At 70.5% G+C, this 16,139-nt stretch carries 17 protein-coding genes; 11 read left to right on the top strand and 6 right to left on the bottom strand.

Annotated elements, in window-relative coordinates; translation table 11 throughout:
* Positions 1-104 precede the first annotated feature (104 nt).
* The 5 genes from O1G21_RS04205 (at position 105) to O1G21_RS04185 (ending at position 5,350) form a co-directional block, all read left to right on the top strand.
* Positions 105-1,313, top strand: coding sequence for an IS701 family transposase (locus tag O1G21_RS04205; RefSeq protein WP_270140873.1), 1,209 nt, complete (start codon positions 105-107; stop codon positions 1,311-1,313).
* Positions 1,310-2,764, top strand: coding sequence for an ATP-binding protein (locus O1G21_RS04200; protein WP_270140871.1), 1,455 nt, complete (start codon positions 1,310-1,312; stop codon positions 2,762-2,764). Before O1G21_RS04205 ends, O1G21_RS04200 begins: the two co-directional genes overlap by 4 nt.
* Entirely contained in the window at positions 2,761-3,537 is a 777-nt protein-coding gene (locus O1G21_RS04195; RefSeq protein ID WP_270140869.1) for a nuclear transport factor 2 family protein, read from the top strand. Before O1G21_RS04200 ends, O1G21_RS04195 begins: the two co-directional genes overlap by 4 nt.
* Before the next feature lie 676 nt (positions 3,538-4,213).
* Positions 4,214-4,795, top strand: coding sequence for a hypothetical protein (locus O1G21_RS04190; protein ID WP_270140868.1), 582 nt, complete (start codon positions 4,214-4,216; stop codon positions 4,793-4,795).
* Between the two features lie 285 nt (positions 4,796-5,080).
* The gene (locus O1G21_RS04185) at positions 5,081-5,350 is read left to right on the top strand and encodes a hypothetical protein (protein ID WP_270140866.1); all 270 of its coding nucleotides are present in this window, start codon (positions 5,081-5,083) and stop codon (positions 5,348-5,350) included.
* Between the two features lie 78 nt (positions 5,351-5,428).
* Here O1G21_RS04185 and O1G21_RS04180 read toward each other — a convergent pair whose 3' ends face one another.
* The gene (locus O1G21_RS04180) at positions 5,429-6,409 is read right to left on the bottom strand and encodes a LuxR C-terminal-related transcriptional regulator (protein WP_270140864.1); all 981 of its coding nucleotides are present in this window, start codon (positions 6,407-6,409) and stop codon (positions 5,429-5,431) included.
* A 294-nt stretch (positions 6,410-6,703) separates the two neighbouring features.
* Positions 6,704-8,650 carry a potassium transporter Kup gene (locus tag O1G21_RS04175; RefSeq protein WP_270140862.1) on the bottom strand — a complete coding sequence of 649 codons (1,947 nt, stop codon included), beginning with the start codon at positions 8,648-8,650 and terminating at the stop codon, positions 6,704-6,706.
* A gap of 505 nt (positions 8,651-9,155) precedes the next feature.
* Here O1G21_RS04175 and O1G21_RS04170 point away from each other — a divergent pair.
* The 4 genes from O1G21_RS04170 (at position 9,156) to O1G21_RS04155 (ending at position 11,724) form a co-directional block, all read left to right on the top strand.
* Positions 9,156-9,890 carry a DUF4118 domain-containing protein gene (locus tag O1G21_RS04170; protein ID WP_270140861.1) on the top strand — a complete coding sequence of 245 codons (735 nt, stop codon included), beginning with the start codon at positions 9,156-9,158 and terminating at the stop codon, positions 9,888-9,890.
* A 364-nt stretch (positions 9,891-10,254) separates the two neighbouring features.
* Positions 10,255-10,839: a chromate transporter gene (locus O1G21_RS04165; protein ID WP_270140859.1), complete on the top strand. Its 585-nt coding sequence runs from the start codon at positions 10,255-10,257 to the stop codon at positions 10,837-10,839.
* A gap of 15 nt (positions 10,840-10,854) precedes the next feature.
* Positions 10,855-11,304 carry a chromate resistance protein ChrB domain-containing protein gene (locus tag O1G21_RS04160; RefSeq protein ID WP_270140858.1) on the top strand — a complete coding sequence of 150 codons (450 nt, stop codon included), beginning with the start codon at positions 10,855-10,857 and terminating at the stop codon, positions 11,302-11,304.
* Between the two features lie 45 nt (positions 11,305-11,349).
* On the top strand, positions 11,350-11,724 hold the full coding sequence (locus O1G21_RS04155) for a hypothetical protein (protein ID WP_270140857.1): 375 nt from the start codon (positions 11,350-11,352) through the stop codon (positions 11,722-11,724).
* Positions 11,725-11,980: 256 nt separating this feature from the next.
* On the opposite strand, the gene O1G21_RS04150 is transcribed toward O1G21_RS04155, so the two are convergent.
* Both O1G21_RS04150 and O1G21_RS04145 read right to left on the bottom strand, forming a co-directional pair.
* Positions 11,981-13,078 carry a three-Cys-motif partner protein TcmP gene (locus O1G21_RS04150; protein ID WP_270140855.1) on the bottom strand — a complete coding sequence of 366 codons (1,098 nt, stop codon included), beginning with the start codon at positions 13,076-13,078 and terminating at the stop codon, positions 11,981-11,983.
* Positions 13,079-13,169: 91 nt separating this feature from the next.
* On the bottom strand, positions 13,170-13,925 hold the full coding sequence (locus O1G21_RS04145) for a DUF5131 family protein (protein WP_270140854.1): 756 nt from the start codon (positions 13,923-13,925) through the stop codon (positions 13,170-13,172).
* 220 nt (positions 13,926-14,145) lie between these two features.
* Here O1G21_RS04145 and O1G21_RS04140 point away from each other — a divergent pair, with 220 nt between their 5' ends.
* Both O1G21_RS04140 and O1G21_RS04135 read left to right on the top strand, forming a co-directional pair.
* On the top strand, positions 14,146-14,304 hold the full coding sequence (locus tag O1G21_RS04140; RefSeq protein ID WP_270140852.1) for a hypothetical protein: 159 nt from the start codon (positions 14,146-14,148) through the stop codon (positions 14,302-14,304).
* A gap of 20 nt (positions 14,305-14,324) precedes the next feature.
* Entirely contained in the window at positions 14,325-14,570 is a 246-nt protein-coding gene (locus O1G21_RS04135; RefSeq protein ID WP_270140850.1) for a hypothetical protein, read from the top strand.
* A 297-nt stretch (positions 14,571-14,867) separates the two neighbouring features.
* Here O1G21_RS04135 and pspAA read toward each other — a convergent pair whose 3' ends face one another.
* Positions 14,868-15,149: a PspA-associated protein PspAA gene (gene pspAA, locus O1G21_RS04130; RefSeq protein ID WP_270140848.1), complete on the bottom strand. Its 282-nt coding sequence runs from the start codon at positions 15,147-15,149 to the stop codon at positions 14,868-14,870.
* A complete protein-coding gene (locus O1G21_RS04125; RefSeq protein WP_270140847.1) occupies positions 15,146-15,925 on the bottom strand; it encodes a PspA/IM30 family protein in 780 nt (259 codons plus the stop codon). The genes pspAA and O1G21_RS04125 overlap by 4 nt, the downstream gene beginning before the upstream one ends.
* Positions 15,926-16,139: the final 214 nt, after the last annotated feature.

Here is a 16,139-nt window from a genome sequence, read left to right as displayed (position 1 = left end):
GGAAATCCGTCCGTCCGACGATTTTCCCCGCTCTGCCATGCCCGGAATGGCGAACAATTCCGCCGGGTCGTGGTATTCGCGCATTGCTTCGAGGAGGGATGGGTGTGGACGCCGGATTCGATGGATTCGATCCGCAGGGCCTTTCTCAGGATCGGGTGGACCGGCTGTGCGGGCAGTTGCTCGCCTCGGTACCGCGCAGTGACCAGCGGCGCTGGGGCGAGCTGTACGTCCGGGGCCTGCTGTCCGCGAAGGGGCGCAAGACCATGAAGGGCATCGCCGAGGCTGCCGACAGCAGCGCGATGCAGAGCCTCCAGCAGTTCATCACCACCTCCCCGTGGGAGTGGAAACCCGTGCGCCAGTCGTTGGCCCGCTTCGTCGACCGGGAACTCCAGCCGGTCGCCTGGATCGTCGAGCCGCTCGCCGTGCCCAAGGCGGGCCGGCACTCCGTCGGCGTCTCGCGCCAGTTCGTCCCCGGGCTCGGCCGGATGGCCAACTGCCAGCAGAGCACTGGTGTCTGGCTGGCCTCCGAGGAGGCCAGCTGCCCGGTGGACTGGCAGCTCGCACTGCCGGCGTCCTGGGTCTCGGGCGACGAAGCGCGGAGAAGAGCCGCCGTCCCCGACCACGTGAGATCCCAGACCCCCGTGCAGTGCGCCGTCGGTTCGGTCGTCTCCATGGCCGAGGACTGGAGACTGACACCGCGCCCGGTGGTGATGACGGCGACCGGCGGCGACCTCGCCGAGGTGCTCGGGGCGTTCGTGCCGCGCCGGATCCCGTTCGTCCTGGGTATCGACGCCTGCCTGCGGGTGGCCCCCGCCGACCCGAGGCTGCCCGTCGGGGACGGGCGGCAGCTGCCGGCGGAGCAACTCCTGGCGTCCGTGGCGGAACTGGGCGCGGGGGTGGAGTGGCGTGACAGCTGGTACGCCCGGCGCAGGGTGGCCAGGGTGGTCGGTGTGCGGGTCGCGTTGCCCGCCGCCGTCGACCGCTCCACCGGCATGCCGCCGCTCTTCCTCATCGGTGCCTGGATCGACCCGCACCAGGCGCGGCCCACCGAGCTCTTCCTCTCCAACATCGGCCACCTTTCCTCGTCGGCGCTCTTCCGGATCGCCAAGCTGACAAGGCGCGTCTCCCGCGATCTGAAGGACGTTTGTGGCGAGGTGGGCATCCGTGACTTCGCCGGGCGCTCCTTCCGGGGGTGGCACCACCACGCCACGCTCGTCTCGATCGCGCACGCGATCTCCGTCCTGGCCGGACTGCCGAGGCAGTCGGGCCGGCTGCTGCCGCAGCGGCGGCTGCCGCTGATCGGATCGCGGTGACCGCGCCGGCCCCGGTCCGTGGCGAGCGGCTGCGGGGGATCGAGCTCTTCACCGACCTGACCGATGCCCAGCTGGAGTGGCTCACCGCCGTGACCGAGGAGCGGGTGCTCGCCGACGGCGACACCCTCTTCCACGACGGGGACGAGGCCACCCACTTCTATGTGCTGCTCGACGACGAACTCCTGGTCACCAAGACCGTGGACGGCCGCGAGGAACTGCTCACCCGGCACCGGGCGCGTGCCGACGCCGGATGGGAGCACGACGGCAAGCCCCCGGCCGCCCACCGCTTCACCGGGGAGCTCGCGCTGCTGACCGACGGCGCGTACGTGGCCACCGCCGTCGCGGCCGGCCGCACGACCGTCGCCGCCTACCCCAAGCAGGTCTTCCTGGACATGCTGGTGCGCTGCCCCGGCGTCGCCCGGGTGCTGCTGCCCGTCCTGGCCTGGCGGATCGCCTCCTCGGAGGCCCAGGCCCGGGGCAGGGCCACGGTGACGGCCATGGGCACGCTCGCCGCCGGCCTGGCCCACGAGCTGAACAACCCGGCCGCGGCCGTGGCACGCGCTGCCCGGCAGCTCGGCCCGGCCACTGACCGGCTCGCGGCGGCGGCACGGCGCTGGGGTGCCGCGGCCGTCACCCGGGAGGCCGAGGCCCTGGACCGGCTCGCGGTGGAGATCGGGCGGACACCACCCATCGCCGAGACCGACCCCGTGGCGTCGGCGGACCTGGAGGACGAGGTGCTCGCCTGGGCCGAACGGCAGGGCGTCGCTCAGCCGGTGGGCCTCGCCTGCGCGATGGCCGAACGCGGCCTCGGCACGGGCTGGTTGTCCGTGCGACTGCGCGGGCTGTGTCCCGGCGTGCTCCCGGGGGCCCTGGAGTATTTGTCCGCCCTGCTGGACGTCCGGACGCTCACGGGGGAGCTGCGGACGGCCGGTCCGCGCATCTCCGCGCTGGTGGCCGCCGCCCGGGACTACGCGAACCTCGGCCGGGCTCCGCAGGGGCGGTTCTCCGTGGTCGACGGCATCGAGGCCACCCTGGCCATGCTGCGGCCGAAGCTCGCCGGGGTGCGGGTCGTGCGCGAGTACGCGCCGGACCTCCCGGAGGCGTCCGGCCACCCCACCGAGCTCAACCAGGTGTGGACCAACCTGATCGACAACGCCGTCGACGCCATGGCCGGCGCCGGTACGCTCACCGTACGGACCGGTCGCCAGGGCACCTGCCTGACCGTCGAGATCGGGGACACCGGCTGCGGCATCCCGGCCGACGCGCTCACCAGGATCTTCGAGCCCTTCTACACCACCAAGGACGTCGGCAAGGGCATGGGCCTCGGCCTGCACCTCGCCTACCGCATCGTCACCCAGCGGCACCACGGCTCCCTCACCGCCCGCTCGGCTCCCGGCGACACCTGGTTCACCGTACGAATTCCCGCACCGACCCGAAAGGACCTCGAATGACGGAGAACACGGCAACGGACGTACAGGCGGTTTTCGAGAAGCAGCTCGCGGCGGTGACCGCCGGCGATCTCGAATCGATCATCGCGCATTACACCGCGGACGCCGTCCTCGTCCGGGCCGACCGGAGTTTCGTCGGCGCGGACGGAATTCGCGAAGCGTTCTCCGGGTACCTCGCCCTCCGGCCGAGGCTGGTGGAAATGGTCGAGTACGCCGAGCACGGGGACACGATCTGCTACCGGGCGGTCATGGAGGTCGCCGGCGAACGGAAGGAGACGGTCGGCACCATGGTCATGAAGGACGGCGGGATCTGGCGGCAAACGGCCTCGTTTCGTCCGGAGCCGACGGTCGACGCGACACCGCTCGAGATCTACCGGGCCTGGAACGACTGCCTGCTGGCGGGCGACATCGCGGGGGCCACCCGTCTGATCGACGCCGACCGGTGGACCGAGAAGTGCCTCGGTCTGACCGGCTGGCTCACCGACTTCCAGGTCGCGCTCACGCACTACGCGCGGAACATGGTCGAGCCGTGGGAAAACCTGGAGATGTCCGAGGAGGAGGTGGTCGAGGGGCGGGACGCCGTCACCATCCGCTTCCGCGTCGAGGCCACCCACATCGGGGAGTTCATGGGCGTCCCCGCCACCGGTCGACGGGTCTCGTTCGACGCCATCCGCATCGTCCACGTCAGGGACGGCAAGGTCACGGGGCAGTGGGCGCAGCTCGATCTCTGGGGCCTGCACCGGCAGTTGACGGACGGCCGGCCGACCGCGCTCTGAGACGAGTGCGTCAGAGTACCGTCAAAGGAACATTCCGGGTCATGCGGGGCTGGTTCGATCGTGGGCATGGACTTCACCTGGTTGGCCGACCGGCTCGACGGCAGGCCGAGGGTGGTCGTGTCGACGACCAGCACGGGCCTCGGGCTCCGACGTGAACTGTGGGTCGCATATCTGTACGGATACCGGCCGGTGGAACACCGGGTGATGGTGGGGTCCGGTTCCTGGACCGTGCTGGTCCTGGACCCGGACCCGGCCGCCAGGCACCGGGCCGCGTGGATGCGCCTCCCCGACCTGCGGCCGGAGGGCCCCGCCCCGGTCGACTGGACGGGCGGTCCGACGCCGCCCCTCTGGACGCCGCCGGGATGGCCCGCCGGGACGGGCCCGTTCCCACCGCCCGACCACCTGCTTCCCTCGATACCACCCGGTGACCGGGCGACCAGGCGCCGCACAGTCTGGCTCACCTGCGGCGTGATCGCGGCCTGGACGACCAACGTCGTGAGATGGGCCTGGTCCGGCACTCCTGGAGTGGCCGGCCTGGTGCTATCCGGATTCCTGGGCACCCTCGTGCTGCTTGGCTGCGCGGTCGCGGCCCGGCGGTCGCGCGGCCGGCCCTGGAAGGCCGAGACTGACGCGCGGCGACCGGGAACGTGACGGAACGGGTCGGTCGCGTTCAAGGATGCGGAACGCGGGAGCCGTGTACCTGAGGGATCCGAAGTCCATGGCCGGGCGGTGGTGCGCCGCGCCGGTCCTGGCGCTGGCGGGGCTCGCCGTGATGCTGGCCGGCGCGGCCCTGACCGCCGTCTGCGTGCCCGCCATCGCCTACCCACTCCGACTTGCCGGCCAGCCCGGCCTGTTGACAGTCACCGGCTGCCTCACCGAAGGCAGCGGGAAGCAGGCGCGCACCACCTGCTACGGCCTCTTCAGGCCCGACGCGGGCCCCGCTGCGGGCCACCCGGTCCCGTACGACGGACTTCTGCGGGTCGGGGCCCGCGTGCCCGTGCAGTACGTCGAGTCCGAGGACACCTCTTACCGCGTCGGTGTCGCCTACGCCCCTGTTCGGGTGCTCGGAATCTCCGCGGGGTTGTTCGCCCTGGTGGCCGGCCCCGTCGGCGTCGCGCAGGCCGTCGAAATGGCCGCACCCCGGCATGCCGCGCGCTGGCGCGAGGCCATCTGCCGCGGGCGCTGTGGCGGGTGGCTGTGCTCCTGTTCAAGGGCCTTGCGGCGCTCGCGGTGGTCTCCGGGGCGATCAGCCTGCTGACCTATCTGGTGACTGATTGATCATCCATCGGTGCGGCGTCGGACAGGCTTATACGGCCTGCATCCTGCTGCACCGGACGCCTGCAACATGCTGCATCCCGAGCCTCCTCCCGGCACCTGTCGGAGGTGGCATATTTCAAGCCGTCGAGCAACACCGAAGCAACACGGGGGAAATGACGACGGGCACGGTCTTTCGGCGGGCGCGTAGTCGGGGCCGGCGGCCCACCTCCGTCGACCGGCCGGAGCAGACCGGTCGGTCGATCCAGAAAGGAATGGAAGGAATCCCATGAGCAACCACGTCGTCGTGGCCGAGATCGGGCTGACCAAGAACCGCTACGGCGCCGAGATCAAGACCTCCGAGCCGATGTCCCTCGACCAGGCCCGGGCGTTCGCACTGGAGGCCGCCCGAGGCGGCCACCCCGAGTTCGCGCCGGCTCTGAAGAAGGCCCAGATCCTGCGGATCGGCGCGGACCAGTACCTTGTGGTCGAGGGCCACCGACTGAGCCCCGACAGCCTGAACCGGTTCACCGTCACCGAGGTCGTCGACGCCGACTGACCACCCTCGCACGGGAATGCCACCGTCGATCGTCTTCCCACCCGGCGGGTCGGGAAGACGATCGATCTGTCGTGCGGGTCAGAGCCATCCGCGGTCGCGCGCGGCCAGGACGCCCTGGGTGCGGTGCGTGGCCTTCAGACGGCGCAGCAGGTTGGCGACGTGGCCACGGTAGGTCCGGATGGAGATGCCGAGTTCGCGCGCGCCCGCCTCGTCCTTCTCGACCCGGACCATGGTCTTCAGGACTCGTCGCTCGATTTCGGTCAGGTGTTCCTGCCCCAGGTCCTCACCGGCCGACCAGAACCGCTCGAAAAGCGCGATGAGGCTGGAGATCATCCCTGGCTGGTGGACGACCAGCGCTCCGCGGCCGGTTTCCTTCGGATCGATCGGCACCAGGGCGGTCCGCCGGTCGAAGATCAGCATCCGCTCCAGCGGTCCGTCCATCGTGCGGATCCGCGCGCCCCGTGCGCTCAACCCGGTCAGGTAGTCGGCCGTCCGTCGGTCCTGGAGGGCGTCCGACCGCATGATGGTGCGCATCACCAGACCGCGCCGCAGAGCCCGCGTGTCGGCTTCCTCCGCGCCCTCGATCGCGGCGGCGGACAGCGGACCGTTCGGCTGGACGGACAGCAGTTCGTGGCGGGCGAAGAAGGCCAGTTCGTCGATGCGGGCCCGGACCCGGTCGGCGCCCTCGACCCGCTCGACTCCGTCCGGTCCGGACCGCCGGCGGCCGTCCCGTTGGTCGTCGAGCAGGACGCTGACCACGTGCCGGGCCGCGATGACGCGCTGGATCTCCGCCTGGAGTTCGGTGAGTCGTGACTCGACCAGCCGCTCGGTCACTACGAACGGATCCGTGGCCATGATCCCCTCGTCCTCGGCCACCGTCACCATCCCGGATGCCGTCAGGCGTTCCAGGACCGCTCGCAGCTCGTGGACGCCCATACCGGCAGCTAGCGCGAGAGCCTCGGTACCCAGGCCCGGAGAGCGCAGCGCGGACCGGTAGACGAGTTCCTCGTCCGCCCCGACCCCGAGGTGCGACAGCTCGGCCTCTGACATTCCCCTCATCTCCCGATGATGCTGCACACCGAACGAAACCGATTGTTCTCTGACCGACGAGAGATGGTAGCGCTGACTGCCGACTCGACTCCGCGTGCGGGAGAACGGCGCAGGGCGGGCAGGCTACCGCCGTGGGGAGTGCAGCGACCGCCCTTCGACTGCACGGGGGGCCAAAACCCTGACGGGACCTTGACACCTCGGCAGAAAGCGGTGGCGGGCGCTGCTCCGGTGTCGGCGCGTACCCGTGCGCGTGGCCGGCACCGGCGGCGGGCCGGTGGGTGTGTCCGTCCGCGGCCGGTACGTCTACACCTCGATGTGCGAGCCCATGATGACGGTGCGCTCGCGGGGGAGGCCGAAGTACTCGGCGGCGTCGGCGGTGATGTAGGAGGTGGCGATGAACAGGCGCTTGCGCCAGGGTGCCATCGTCGGTTCCTTCCCGCGCCGCAGCTCGATCTTCGACAGGAAGTAGGACGCCTGGTCGAGCTGCAGGCGGCCCTCGGTCTCGGCCGGATCGAGCACCGCCAGCGTGGTGGGCACGTCCGGTGTCTCCACGTAGCCGAACCGGGCGGTGACGTGGATGATCCCGTCCTCGGCGTAGCCGAGGTCGTCGACGGTGATCCGCTGGTCGGCCGGGACTCGCGGCACGGGCTCGGTCTCGATGGACAGAATTACGACCTGGTCGTGCCGTACGTGGTTGTGCTCGACGTTGGCCCGCAGGGCCAGCGGCGCGGTCTGCTTGCCCCGGTTGAGAAAGACGGCCGTGCCGGGGACCCGGAGCGCCGGCACCTCCCCGCAATGGAGGCCGTCGACGAACTCGCGCAGCGGGCCTTCATGCCGTGCTCGCTCGGCGGTGACGATCTCGCGGCCGCGCTGCCAGGTGGTCATGACGGTGAACGCGGTGATGCCGATCAACAGCGGCAGCCACGCACCGTGGAGGAGCTTGGTCGCGTTCGCCGCCACGAACAGCAGGTCCACGGCGAGCAGCGGCGTCGCGCCGGCTACGACGAGCCACACCGGTGTGCCCCAGCGGGCACGGGCGACGTAGAAGAACAGCAGGGTGGTGATGGTGATGGTGCCGGTGACCGCCATGCCGAAGGCGAACGCGAGTGCCGTCGAGCTGCGGAAGGCGAAGACCAGGGTGAGGACCGAGACCATCAGCAGCCAGTTGATCCAGGGGACGTAGACCTGACCCATCGTCGACTCGGAGGTGTACGCGATTCGCAGCCGCGGCAGGTAGCCCAGTTGGGCGGCCTGGGAGGCGACCGAGTACGCGCCGGTGATCACCGCCTGGGAGGCGATCACGGTCGCCGCCGTGGCCAGCACGACCATCGGCAGCCGTCCCCAGCCCGGCGCCAGCAGGAAGAACGGGCTGCTGATGTTGCGCGGGTCCCCGAGGATCAACGCGCCCTGGCCGAGGTAGCTCAGCACGCATGCCGGGAACACGAGGAACAGCCAGCCTCGGGTGATCGGCCGACGACCGAAGTGCCCCATGTCGGCGTAGAGCGCCTCGGCGCCGGTGACCGCGAGCACGACCGCGGCCAGCGCGAAAAAGGCGGTCCCGAAGTGGCCGAACAGGAAGCCCAGCGCGTAGCTCGGCGACAGGGCTCGGAGGATCTGCGGGTGGTCGGCGATGGCGGACACGCCGCACGCGCCGATGGCGACGAACCAGGCGATCATCACCGGCCCGAACACCCGGCCGACCGCCGCCGTTCCGCGGCGCTGGACGAGGAACAGCAGCACGATGATCACCGCCGTGAGCGGCACCACCGCGCTCTCCAGCGAGGGCTCCACGACCTTGAGCCCCTCGACCGCGGACAGCACCGAGATCGCCGGGGTGATCATGCTGTCGCCGAAGAACAGCGAGGCACCGAAGATGCCCAGTGCGGCCAGCACCGCGGTGGCCCTGCGGCCTCGCGGTGAGCTCCACCGCCGCAGCAGGGTGATCAGGGCCATGATGCCGCCCTCGCCCTCGTTGTCGGCGCGCATCGCCAGCAGCACGTAGGTGACCAGGACGATGATCACCACGGACCAGAAGACGAGCGACACCACCCCGTACACGTTCTGCGCGGTGACCGGGACGGGATGAGGGTCATCCGGGTTGAACACGGTCTGGAGCGTGTAGATCGGACTGGTCCCGATGTCGCCGAAGACCACACCCAGGGCACCCACCACCAGCGCGAGGCGCGCCGTGTTCTGTGCGCCGGAATGCTGAGCCGCTGTCGGCTGCGGTGCGGCACCGCGATCGGCCATGGGTGATCCTCCTCCGTGCGAGCTGCCGTGCCGCAGCCCTGGTACATCAGCGCGGACGATGATCGCACGCGCAACCACGGGGGCAGCCGCACGGCGTCGTCGAGAGTTCTCGAAGCCGACCGACGAAGGAGCGTGGGCGCCATGGCAGACCTGGCGTACACGGCGTGGGTGATCGACGAGGATGCGCCCCGCATGCTCCTGCGGTTCGCCCGGGGCACGACGCCACGCGGCTCGTGCTCGGCGGAACCGCCGCGGGCGGTTCAACCGCTGCCTCACCGGCCCAGGGATCGGGGAGACCACGATCGACCTGTCGGTCCGGGGACATCGACGTCCACATGGTCACCCACGAGGCCCCCGTGGGCGGCTGCCACCACGGCGACGACCCGCAAGAATCGCGTTAAGGCCTTGCCGGCCACTTGCGGCCGCCGCACGGGCTGGTACACCGGAAGGCAGGAGGTGTGCGATGCCTTGGTACGCGCGGCACGTTCGCGATCTTCGGCGCCTGATGACGGGGCCGTTCTCACTGGTGGCGGCGGTGGTGGTCCCGCTCGCGCTGAGTGCGGTGCTGCTGCCGGCGCGCGGCCACCTGGCCAACACCAATGTCGCCCTGCTGCTGGTCGTCGCGGTGGTGGCGGTGGCCGCCGTGGGGCACCGGCTGGCCGGTGCCGTGGCCGCGCTGAGCGCCGCCGCGTGGTTCGACTTCTTCTTCACCCGCCCCTACGAGCGGTTCAGCATCAGCAACTCGTCCGACATCACCACGGCGGTGCTGCTGCTCGCGGTCGGCCTCGCGGTGTCCCAACTCGCGGCCCGTGCCCGGAGGTTCGAGGTAGTCGCGGTCACCGACGCCGGCCATCTCGCGCGGATCCACGACGCAGCGATCCTGGCCCGTTCGAAGCCCGCCCCGGCGGTGGTGGACCACATTCGGGCCGAGTTGGTCGACCTCCTCGGCCTGCGGGCCTGCCGGTTCGAGTACGGCTCCCTCATCGGCCGCCCGCCGCGCCTGGAACACGACGGCTCCATCGTCGTCGGCGGCAAGCCCTGGCCGACCGAGGAGCTGGGCATGCCCGCCGAGGACGTGGAGCTGCGCGTGTTCGCCAACGGCAAGTACGTGGGCCGTTTCATGCTCACCCCCGCCCCTGGCAGCGTCCCCGACCGCCAGTCCCTCCTCGTCGCCGTCACCCTGGCTGACCAGGCCGGTGCCGCCCTGGAGACCACCGCGGGCCACGCCACGGCGGCTTGAACCCCGGACCAACGGTTCCCGGCGGGCTTCTGTGCGTGCCCTGATGACTTCTTGGGACCGCGGCGCGGTGGCGCCCGGCCTGTGCGGCCGGGCGCCACCGGGATCTGTATCGGCTCGTCGTTCAGCGGGCTCTCTTCCGTTTCGTCCGGCCAAGCGCGAAGAACAACGCGGAGGCCGTGGACGCCGCCCCTCCGAGGAGCGGGCGTCATTCCGGCCCGACTCCCGTTCCGCGATGACGGCGATCAGCGCCGCGAGGGCCAGGAAGCCGACGATGACCACGGCGGTCACCTGTTCCAGGGATCCGCCCTTTCGTCGGTCCACTGAGGCCTGCCGAGCCCGACCGGGACCGGACTACCCGAAGGGGTTGCAGACGAAGCCGCCCGCCCCGATGCCGCCGATCCTCCCGCTTGCCTTGGGGGCTCTCGGCAGCGGCGGCACCCTGGCCTCGCTCGGCCTCTTCTTCCTCAAGACCGGCGCCCTGGTCTTCGGTTCGGGACTTGCCATCGTCCCGCTGCTGCGCGACGGCGTGGTCGCCCAGCACCACTGGCTCACCGAGTCCCAGTTCCTCGACGCCGTCGCCATGGGCCTGATCACCCCCGGCCCGGTCGTCATCACCGCCGCTTTCATCGGCTACCTCGTCGCCGGCCCCACCGGTGCGCTGGTCGCCGCCGTCGCGATCTTCACCCCGATCTACCTCGGCGTGGTCGTCCCTGGCCGCTGGTTCGTCCGCCACCGCGACAACCGGCAGGTCAAGGCGTTCGTCACCGGCGCGACCGCCGCAGCTGCCGGCGCCCTGGCCGGGGCCGTCGTCGTCCTCACCCGTCAGGCCGTCATCGACCTGCCCACCGCCGCGATCGCCCTGGTCACCCTCGGCCTGCTGTGGCGCTTCAAAATCCCCGAACCGTACGTCGTCCTCGCCGCCGGAACACTCGGGCTCGTCCTGCACTGATTACAGGAGTCAACGATGAAATGGGTCACGCGCGAGCGCCCGAAAACCGACCGGATCGCCTGCCCCTGGCTGATCCGCCGTTTCATCGACCCGGATGCCCAGATCCTCTACGTCCCGGCCGACCAGGTCCTGGCCGTCGCCGAACGCGAGGGCGCCCACTCCTTCGACGCGTCCGGCGCGGAGTTCACCCACCGGGGTGACCGGTGCACCTTCGAGGTCTTCATCGACCACTACGGCCTCGCCGACGATCCGGCCCTGATGCGACTCGCCGCAGTGGTCCACGCCGCCGACATCCGCGCCGACCTCTCCAGCCATCCCATAGGGTTCGGTCTGTATGCCATTGGCGTCGGCGGGCTCGAAGCCGAGAGCGACGACCAGCGCCTGCTGGAGCGCGGCAGCTTCGTCTACGACGCCCTCTACGCGTGGTGCACCCGCCCCGACAGCCACTCCTGGCCCCGCCCCTGATCCAGCCCCAGGCCCGAGCGACACCCACCGAACAGGAGAACTCCCATGGCGACCGCGGACGTGCTCTCCACCACCACCTTCAGCCACGCCCACATCGCCCTGACCGCCACCGTCACCGGCGTCATCGCCCTCGCCGGTGCCGCCTGGCGTCTGCCGCGCTCCGCCTGGGCCGACATCACCGCAGTGGCACTCCTGTCCGGGGTATCGGTGTTCCTGTGGCGGGCCTCGGCCAACATGCCGCAACTCAACGACGACGGCCTGCCCGGCTTCTCCGCCAACGACTGGCTCGCACCCGTCCTCACCTACGTCTTCCTCGGCGTCTACGCCCGACTGCGACCACCCGCTGAGCCGCGCCGGTTCGGCCAGGCGCAGGCCATCGCGACCCTCGCGTCGCTCGCGGTCAACGTCGTCACCATCTGATCAGCAGCACGCATCAGCGAAGTGCCAACCCGGGCACGTACCGGGTCGGATGGCACCGGTGGCCGGCCAACGGACCAGCTCCCGTACCCGACCGGTGGTCTCAGGGACCTCGCGTCCACCCGGCTGTGTCGCCTTCGCCATGCGCACGGCGCTGGCCGAGTGGCCGAGAGCGAGAACTCAGTCGAACCTCTGGCCGAGGCTCGGCGGCGCGTCCCGCAACGGCATTCCGCGTCCGCTGGGCGCGAGCGTCGCCCCGTCAGAACAGAGCGCCTTGGCGGACGGCCGCGACGGTGCTGCTCCCGATGATCCGGCCCGGCGAGACGGCGATGTCCCCCTCGTCCCGCATCCTCTTCAGCAGCGGTATGACCTGGGTGGGCCGGTAGACGGTCTCCAGGAGCGCGTACTTCTTGAGCTGGTCGACGCTTCGCGCGGCCGGTGCCGCGCGCAGGTGACCGAGCAGGATACGGCGAAGCGCTCCGGTGTCGGGTTCGAGGGCGAGGTCGAGGGCCTGCTGGTTGGGGTCCTTGGGGTCACGGTAGCGGACGCCGGAGGTGGTGTCGACGACCCACATGGCCTCCTTCATCTTCTCGACGCCTCGTTCGTGGCGGGTGCCGAAGATGAGGTAGAGGAGGTGGCCGGCTTCGTCGATCATCTCGAAGACCAGGGTGTGCTGGAACCCGGCGCGCTGGAGGGATTCGCGGTAGCGGTCGCGCAGGTAGGCGGCCTTCATGGACCGTGGTTGCTGGAAGACGCCGTGCCAGTCGTCGCCGCCGAAGAACGTGTCGCCGGCTGCGCGGTGGCGTTCGTCCTTGCCGGCGAAGCGGACGAGGAAGGCGGGCTGGAAGGTGACCATCACCTCGCTGCTGCGATGACGTGCGGCGATCTCCCGCAGGAGCTGGAAGGGGACTTCGGGACCGCCGAAGCCGTCGAGCAGCACGAACACGGGATGGCGCAGACTGCCTGCCAGGGTGAGCTGCTGGAGCAGGTCCGGGTGGCATCTGCCCCGGGCGATCCGTGTGTCCAGCCGGTCGGTGCCGGAGCGTGAGGTTCCGACGGCTGCCGCGATGCGCTGTTCCAGCTCGGTCAGGCGCCGGGCGTCCTCCTCGACCAGCACCATCTTCACCCGGCGAGGGCTGCGCCGCAGCGCGCCGGACAGCACGTGGTGGGCGACGACAGGGGAGCCGGGCTCTCCGCCGCTGTAGATGCCGGGGCCGGCGAACCCTTCGGCGTAAGTGACGACTTCGTTGCGGCTGAGCATGATCGGTGCCCAGGCCTGGAGGTAGCGCCGCAGCAGGGCGTGCTTGGCTGCGGTGTGCGGGTCGCGTGGCCAGATGACGTCCTTCGGTGCCGCCATGTGTCTCCCCGGTGCGGTGAGCCGTCGCTGCCGGAAGGAAGGATCACACAATCGTCACGGTGCGACCAGGGGGCGTACACGGCGCACCGGATCAGGGCACAGGGAGCGGGTGGCGCTGCGGCATCTCGTCCCAGGTCCGGCCGTTGAGGTCACGGCCGCGGGCCTTGGGGTTGTGCCCGCCCCACTGCTTGAAGAAGAACGGCACGTCGGCCGCCAGGCAGGCGTCACGGATCTCGACCACCCACGCGGGATCCATGGGGCGGTGGCCGGCTCCGGACTCGCCGCCGGCGATCACCCAGCCGATGCCGTCGAGTCGGAGCCCTGGCAGTGGCCCGAGCAGCGGCTCCAGGGAGAGGAACCGGACTGAGGCCGCAACCGTTCGCAGATCGTCGATACGGCCCAACTGAGCGGTGTTCTCGACCGATACGCCCATCCAGAGGTTGTCCGGCCACTCCAGCCGGCCGGCGATGCGGCGTAGCCGCACGGACCGTTTCGTCAGCACCTGGTAGGTGTGGTGCGGGGTGTCGGCGATCACCTGGAAGACGTCCCGGACGAACGACAGCGGCACGCGGGCGTGGAAGAGGTCGCTCATGGAGTTCACGAACACCATCCGGGAGCCGCGCCATCGCTTCGGTACCTCCAGGGCGTCCGGATGGAGCGCAAGTCCGAATCCGGGCCCGGAAGTTCGCGGGTCGCCGTCCGTCTGGTACTTGGCGGCTCCCATGGCTTTCAGCCGCTTCGCCAGTGTGAGTGCGTAGCAGTTGTCGCAGCCGGCGGAGATGCGGTCGCATCCGGTGGTCGGGTTCCAGGTGGCTTCCGTCCACTCGATGCCGCTGCGATCGCCCACTGTCCGCTCCTCACCCGCTGAAATCATCGGCCGCCACGGCTTGTTCACGCTCGCCGTCGGTCGCATGCGACTGCCCTACCATCCTCCGCTGACACCGACCCTGTCGAACCGGCTGGCCAGGCCGACGCCGTGGCTGCCCACCAGCGCTGTCTCACTGTGCCCGCCCTCGTTGTCGGTGCGGGCCTCCAGGCTCGCGGGCAGAGACCGATAGGGGAGTTACGTGCTCGACAGTTCGCTGACCGCCGATGTCTCGCTCGGCCCGTTCCAGGACGCGCCCATCACCGTTCACTCGGCCAAGGGCAAGAACGCCAAGCTCCATGCCACGGCTGCGTGCACCCAGCTGCGTGCCCGCGACGTCACCTCGGCCCAAGCCCGCTGAACGCGGAGACGATCGGCCGGATGTGCTCGCAGTGTGCGCAGCGGGGGCCGTGGGCACGGCCTGAGAGCGGTCTCGGCGTCTTCCTGGAGATGCTTCTCGGCCTCGGTCTGCTGTACCAGCTCCAGCGCCACACGGAGCCTGATCCCGACGACCACTGGGACCCGCAGGAGATGCGGGCCGCCGCCGGCCTTCTGCGCACCGATCCCGTCGACGGCATCGAGGACGACGAGGAGTCGGGCGAGGAAGAGGACGGGGAGCCGCGATGACGCGCGGCGGCTTCGCGACACAGTGCTGTCCACGTGGCGCGGTACGGCGCGAAGCCTGCACCTGGCGCAGTCCGCCACCGTGATATTCCCGTGGCTGGCGGAGTGGGCGAGGCCGAAGCTCGCCGTGAAGGAGTACTACCTGGAGGAGCTCCAGGCCCAGGCGGCATTGTTCATCGATGTCCAAGGGCCGCGGCGGCGGCTGCCGCAGCGAACATGGAAGAGCCCGAACTCCCCTACAGCAAAGGCGCGACGACAGGCCGGCTGCCCGCCCGACCGTAAGGCCGCACATCGCCATCGTCATAACCCTGGGATCAGGCCTTCGTCGCCGAGCAGCGCGCTCACTTGCGCGAGGCTCATGTCCTCGTCGGGCAGGACCAGTTCGGACGTCGTGAGGGCGTCTGCGGGCAGCGGGGTTCCGAGGCGGCGCACGGCGGCCAGGAGGGCCCTGAGTGTGGCGGTGAACTCGCTCTCGTCCCCGGCGTCGACGGCGTCCTTAAGGCGGGAGTCGAGTGCGTTCAGCTCTCTCAGGTGTTCGTCGGCCAGGGTGTACTGACCCTCTCCGAGGATGCGCACGATCATGACGTGGCCGGCCGCTCTCCCGGCGCGGTGGCGGGTCTGCCGGTCCCGAGGGCCGGCGCGTCGGCGGGCCCGGCGGACAGCTGGGCCTTCATCCGGGCCAGGTCGGCCTCGATGTCGTGGCCTTCACTCGCCGCGTCGAGCTGGGCCTGGATGTCATCGCGCCCAGCGGGCAGGGTGGCGTCCTCCAGCGCGCCGGAGGCCATCAGCTCGTCCAGTGCTCCGGCCCGGTCCTGCAACTGCTCCGTCTTGTCCTGAGCGCGTTGCATGGCCGTGCCGATGTCGCCCATCTCCTCGGAGATGCCGGTGACAGCCTCGCTGATGCGGGTCTGGGCCTCGGCCGCCGTGTAGCTCGCTTTGATCGTCTCCTTGCGGGTGCGGAACGCGTCCACCTTCTCCTGCAGCCGCTGCGAGGCCAGCGTGAGCTTCTCCTCCTCCGCCTGCAGCGAGACCTGCTGGGCCTGGAGATCGGTGATCTGGGAGGTCACGGCGGCCCGCCGGGACAGGGCCTCACGGGCGAGGTCCTCGCGGCCGGTCGCCAGTGCCTGCCGGGCCTGGTCCTCCAGTTTGGTGGAGGACTGGGTCAGCTGGGTGAGTTGCAGTTCGATGCGCTTGCGGCTGGTGGCCACGTCCGCCAGTCCGCGTCGCACCTTCTGCACCAGGTCGAGCTGTTTCTCGTAGGAGTAGTCCAGCACCTCGCGCGGGTCCTCCGCGCGGTCCAGGGCCTTGCCCACCTTGAGTCTGAACAGGTCGGCGATACGGCGCATGATGCTCGTCATCGCGGTCCGCCTCCTTCATGTTCTTTGGGGCGGCATCCACCAGAGCCGCCCGTCTGCCACCGCGCCGGCGGCTGGGCCGGGCGTTCACGTTTGTGCTTCCGGTTCCACCTTCCGCGTTCCGGGGCCGTCCCGCGCGGCCGGTCACTTGGGGCGTGGGCCGTTGCGGTGGCGTTCGGCACGCGCCAGGACGGTGAGCAGGACCGCAATGCCGGCG

The sequence above is a fragment of the Kitasatospora cathayae genome (assembly GCF_027627435.1).
GTDB lineage: Bacteria > Actinomycetota > Actinomycetes > Streptomycetales > Streptomycetaceae > Kitasatospora > Kitasatospora cathayae.
This window is presented reverse-complemented; position numbering and strand designations above follow the sequence as displayed.

What these genes read in the sequence shown, in the direction of transcription:
- O1G21_RS04195 (WP_270140869.1), top strand. Translation starts at nt 2,761, where the DNA reads ATGACGGAGAACACGGCAACGGACGTACAGGCGGTTTTCGAGAAGCAG.
- O1G21_RS04190 (WP_270140868.1), top strand. Translation starts at nt 4,214, where the DNA reads ATGCGGAACGCGGGAGCCGTGTACCTGAGGGATCCGAAGTCCATGGCC.
- O1G21_RS04185 (WP_270140866.1), top strand. Translation starts at nt 5,081, where the DNA reads ATGAGCAACCACGTCGTCGTGGCCGAGATCGGGCTGACCAAGAACCGC.
- O1G21_RS04180 (WP_270140864.1), bottom strand. Translation starts at nt 6,409, where the DNA reads ATGAGGGGAATGTCAGAGGCCGAGCTGTCGCACCTCGGGGTCGGGGCG.
- O1G21_RS04175 (WP_270140862.1), bottom strand. Translation starts at nt 8,650, where the DNA reads ATGGCCGATCGCGGTGCCGCACCGCAGCCGACAGCGGCTCAGCATTCC.
- O1G21_RS04170 (WP_270140861.1), top strand. Translation starts at nt 9,156, where the DNA reads ATGACGGGGCCGTTCTCACTGGTGGCGGCGGTGGTGGTCCCGCTCGCG.
- O1G21_RS04160 (WP_270140858.1), top strand. Translation starts at nt 10,855, where the DNA reads ATGAAATGGGTCACGCGCGAGCGCCCGAAAACCGACCGGATCGCCTGC.
- O1G21_RS04155 (WP_270140857.1), top strand. Translation starts at nt 11,350, where the DNA reads ATGGCGACCGCGGACGTGCTCTCCACCACCACCTTCAGCCACGCCCAC.
- O1G21_RS04150 (WP_270140855.1), bottom strand. Translation starts at nt 13,078, where the DNA reads ATGGCGGCACCGAAGGACGTCATCTGGCCACGCGACCCGCACACCGCA.
- O1G21_RS04135 (WP_270140850.1), top strand. Translation starts at nt 14,325, where the DNA reads ATGTGCTCGCAGTGTGCGCAGCGGGGGCCGTGGGCACGGCCTGAGAGC.
- pspAA (WP_270140848.1), bottom strand. Translation starts at nt 15,149, where the DNA reads ATGATCGTGCGCATCCTCGGAGAGGGTCAGTACACCCTGGCCGACGAA.
- O1G21_RS04125 (WP_270140847.1), bottom strand. Translation starts at nt 15,925, where the DNA reads ATGACGAGCATCATGCGCCGTATCGCCGACCTGTTCAGACTCAAGGTG.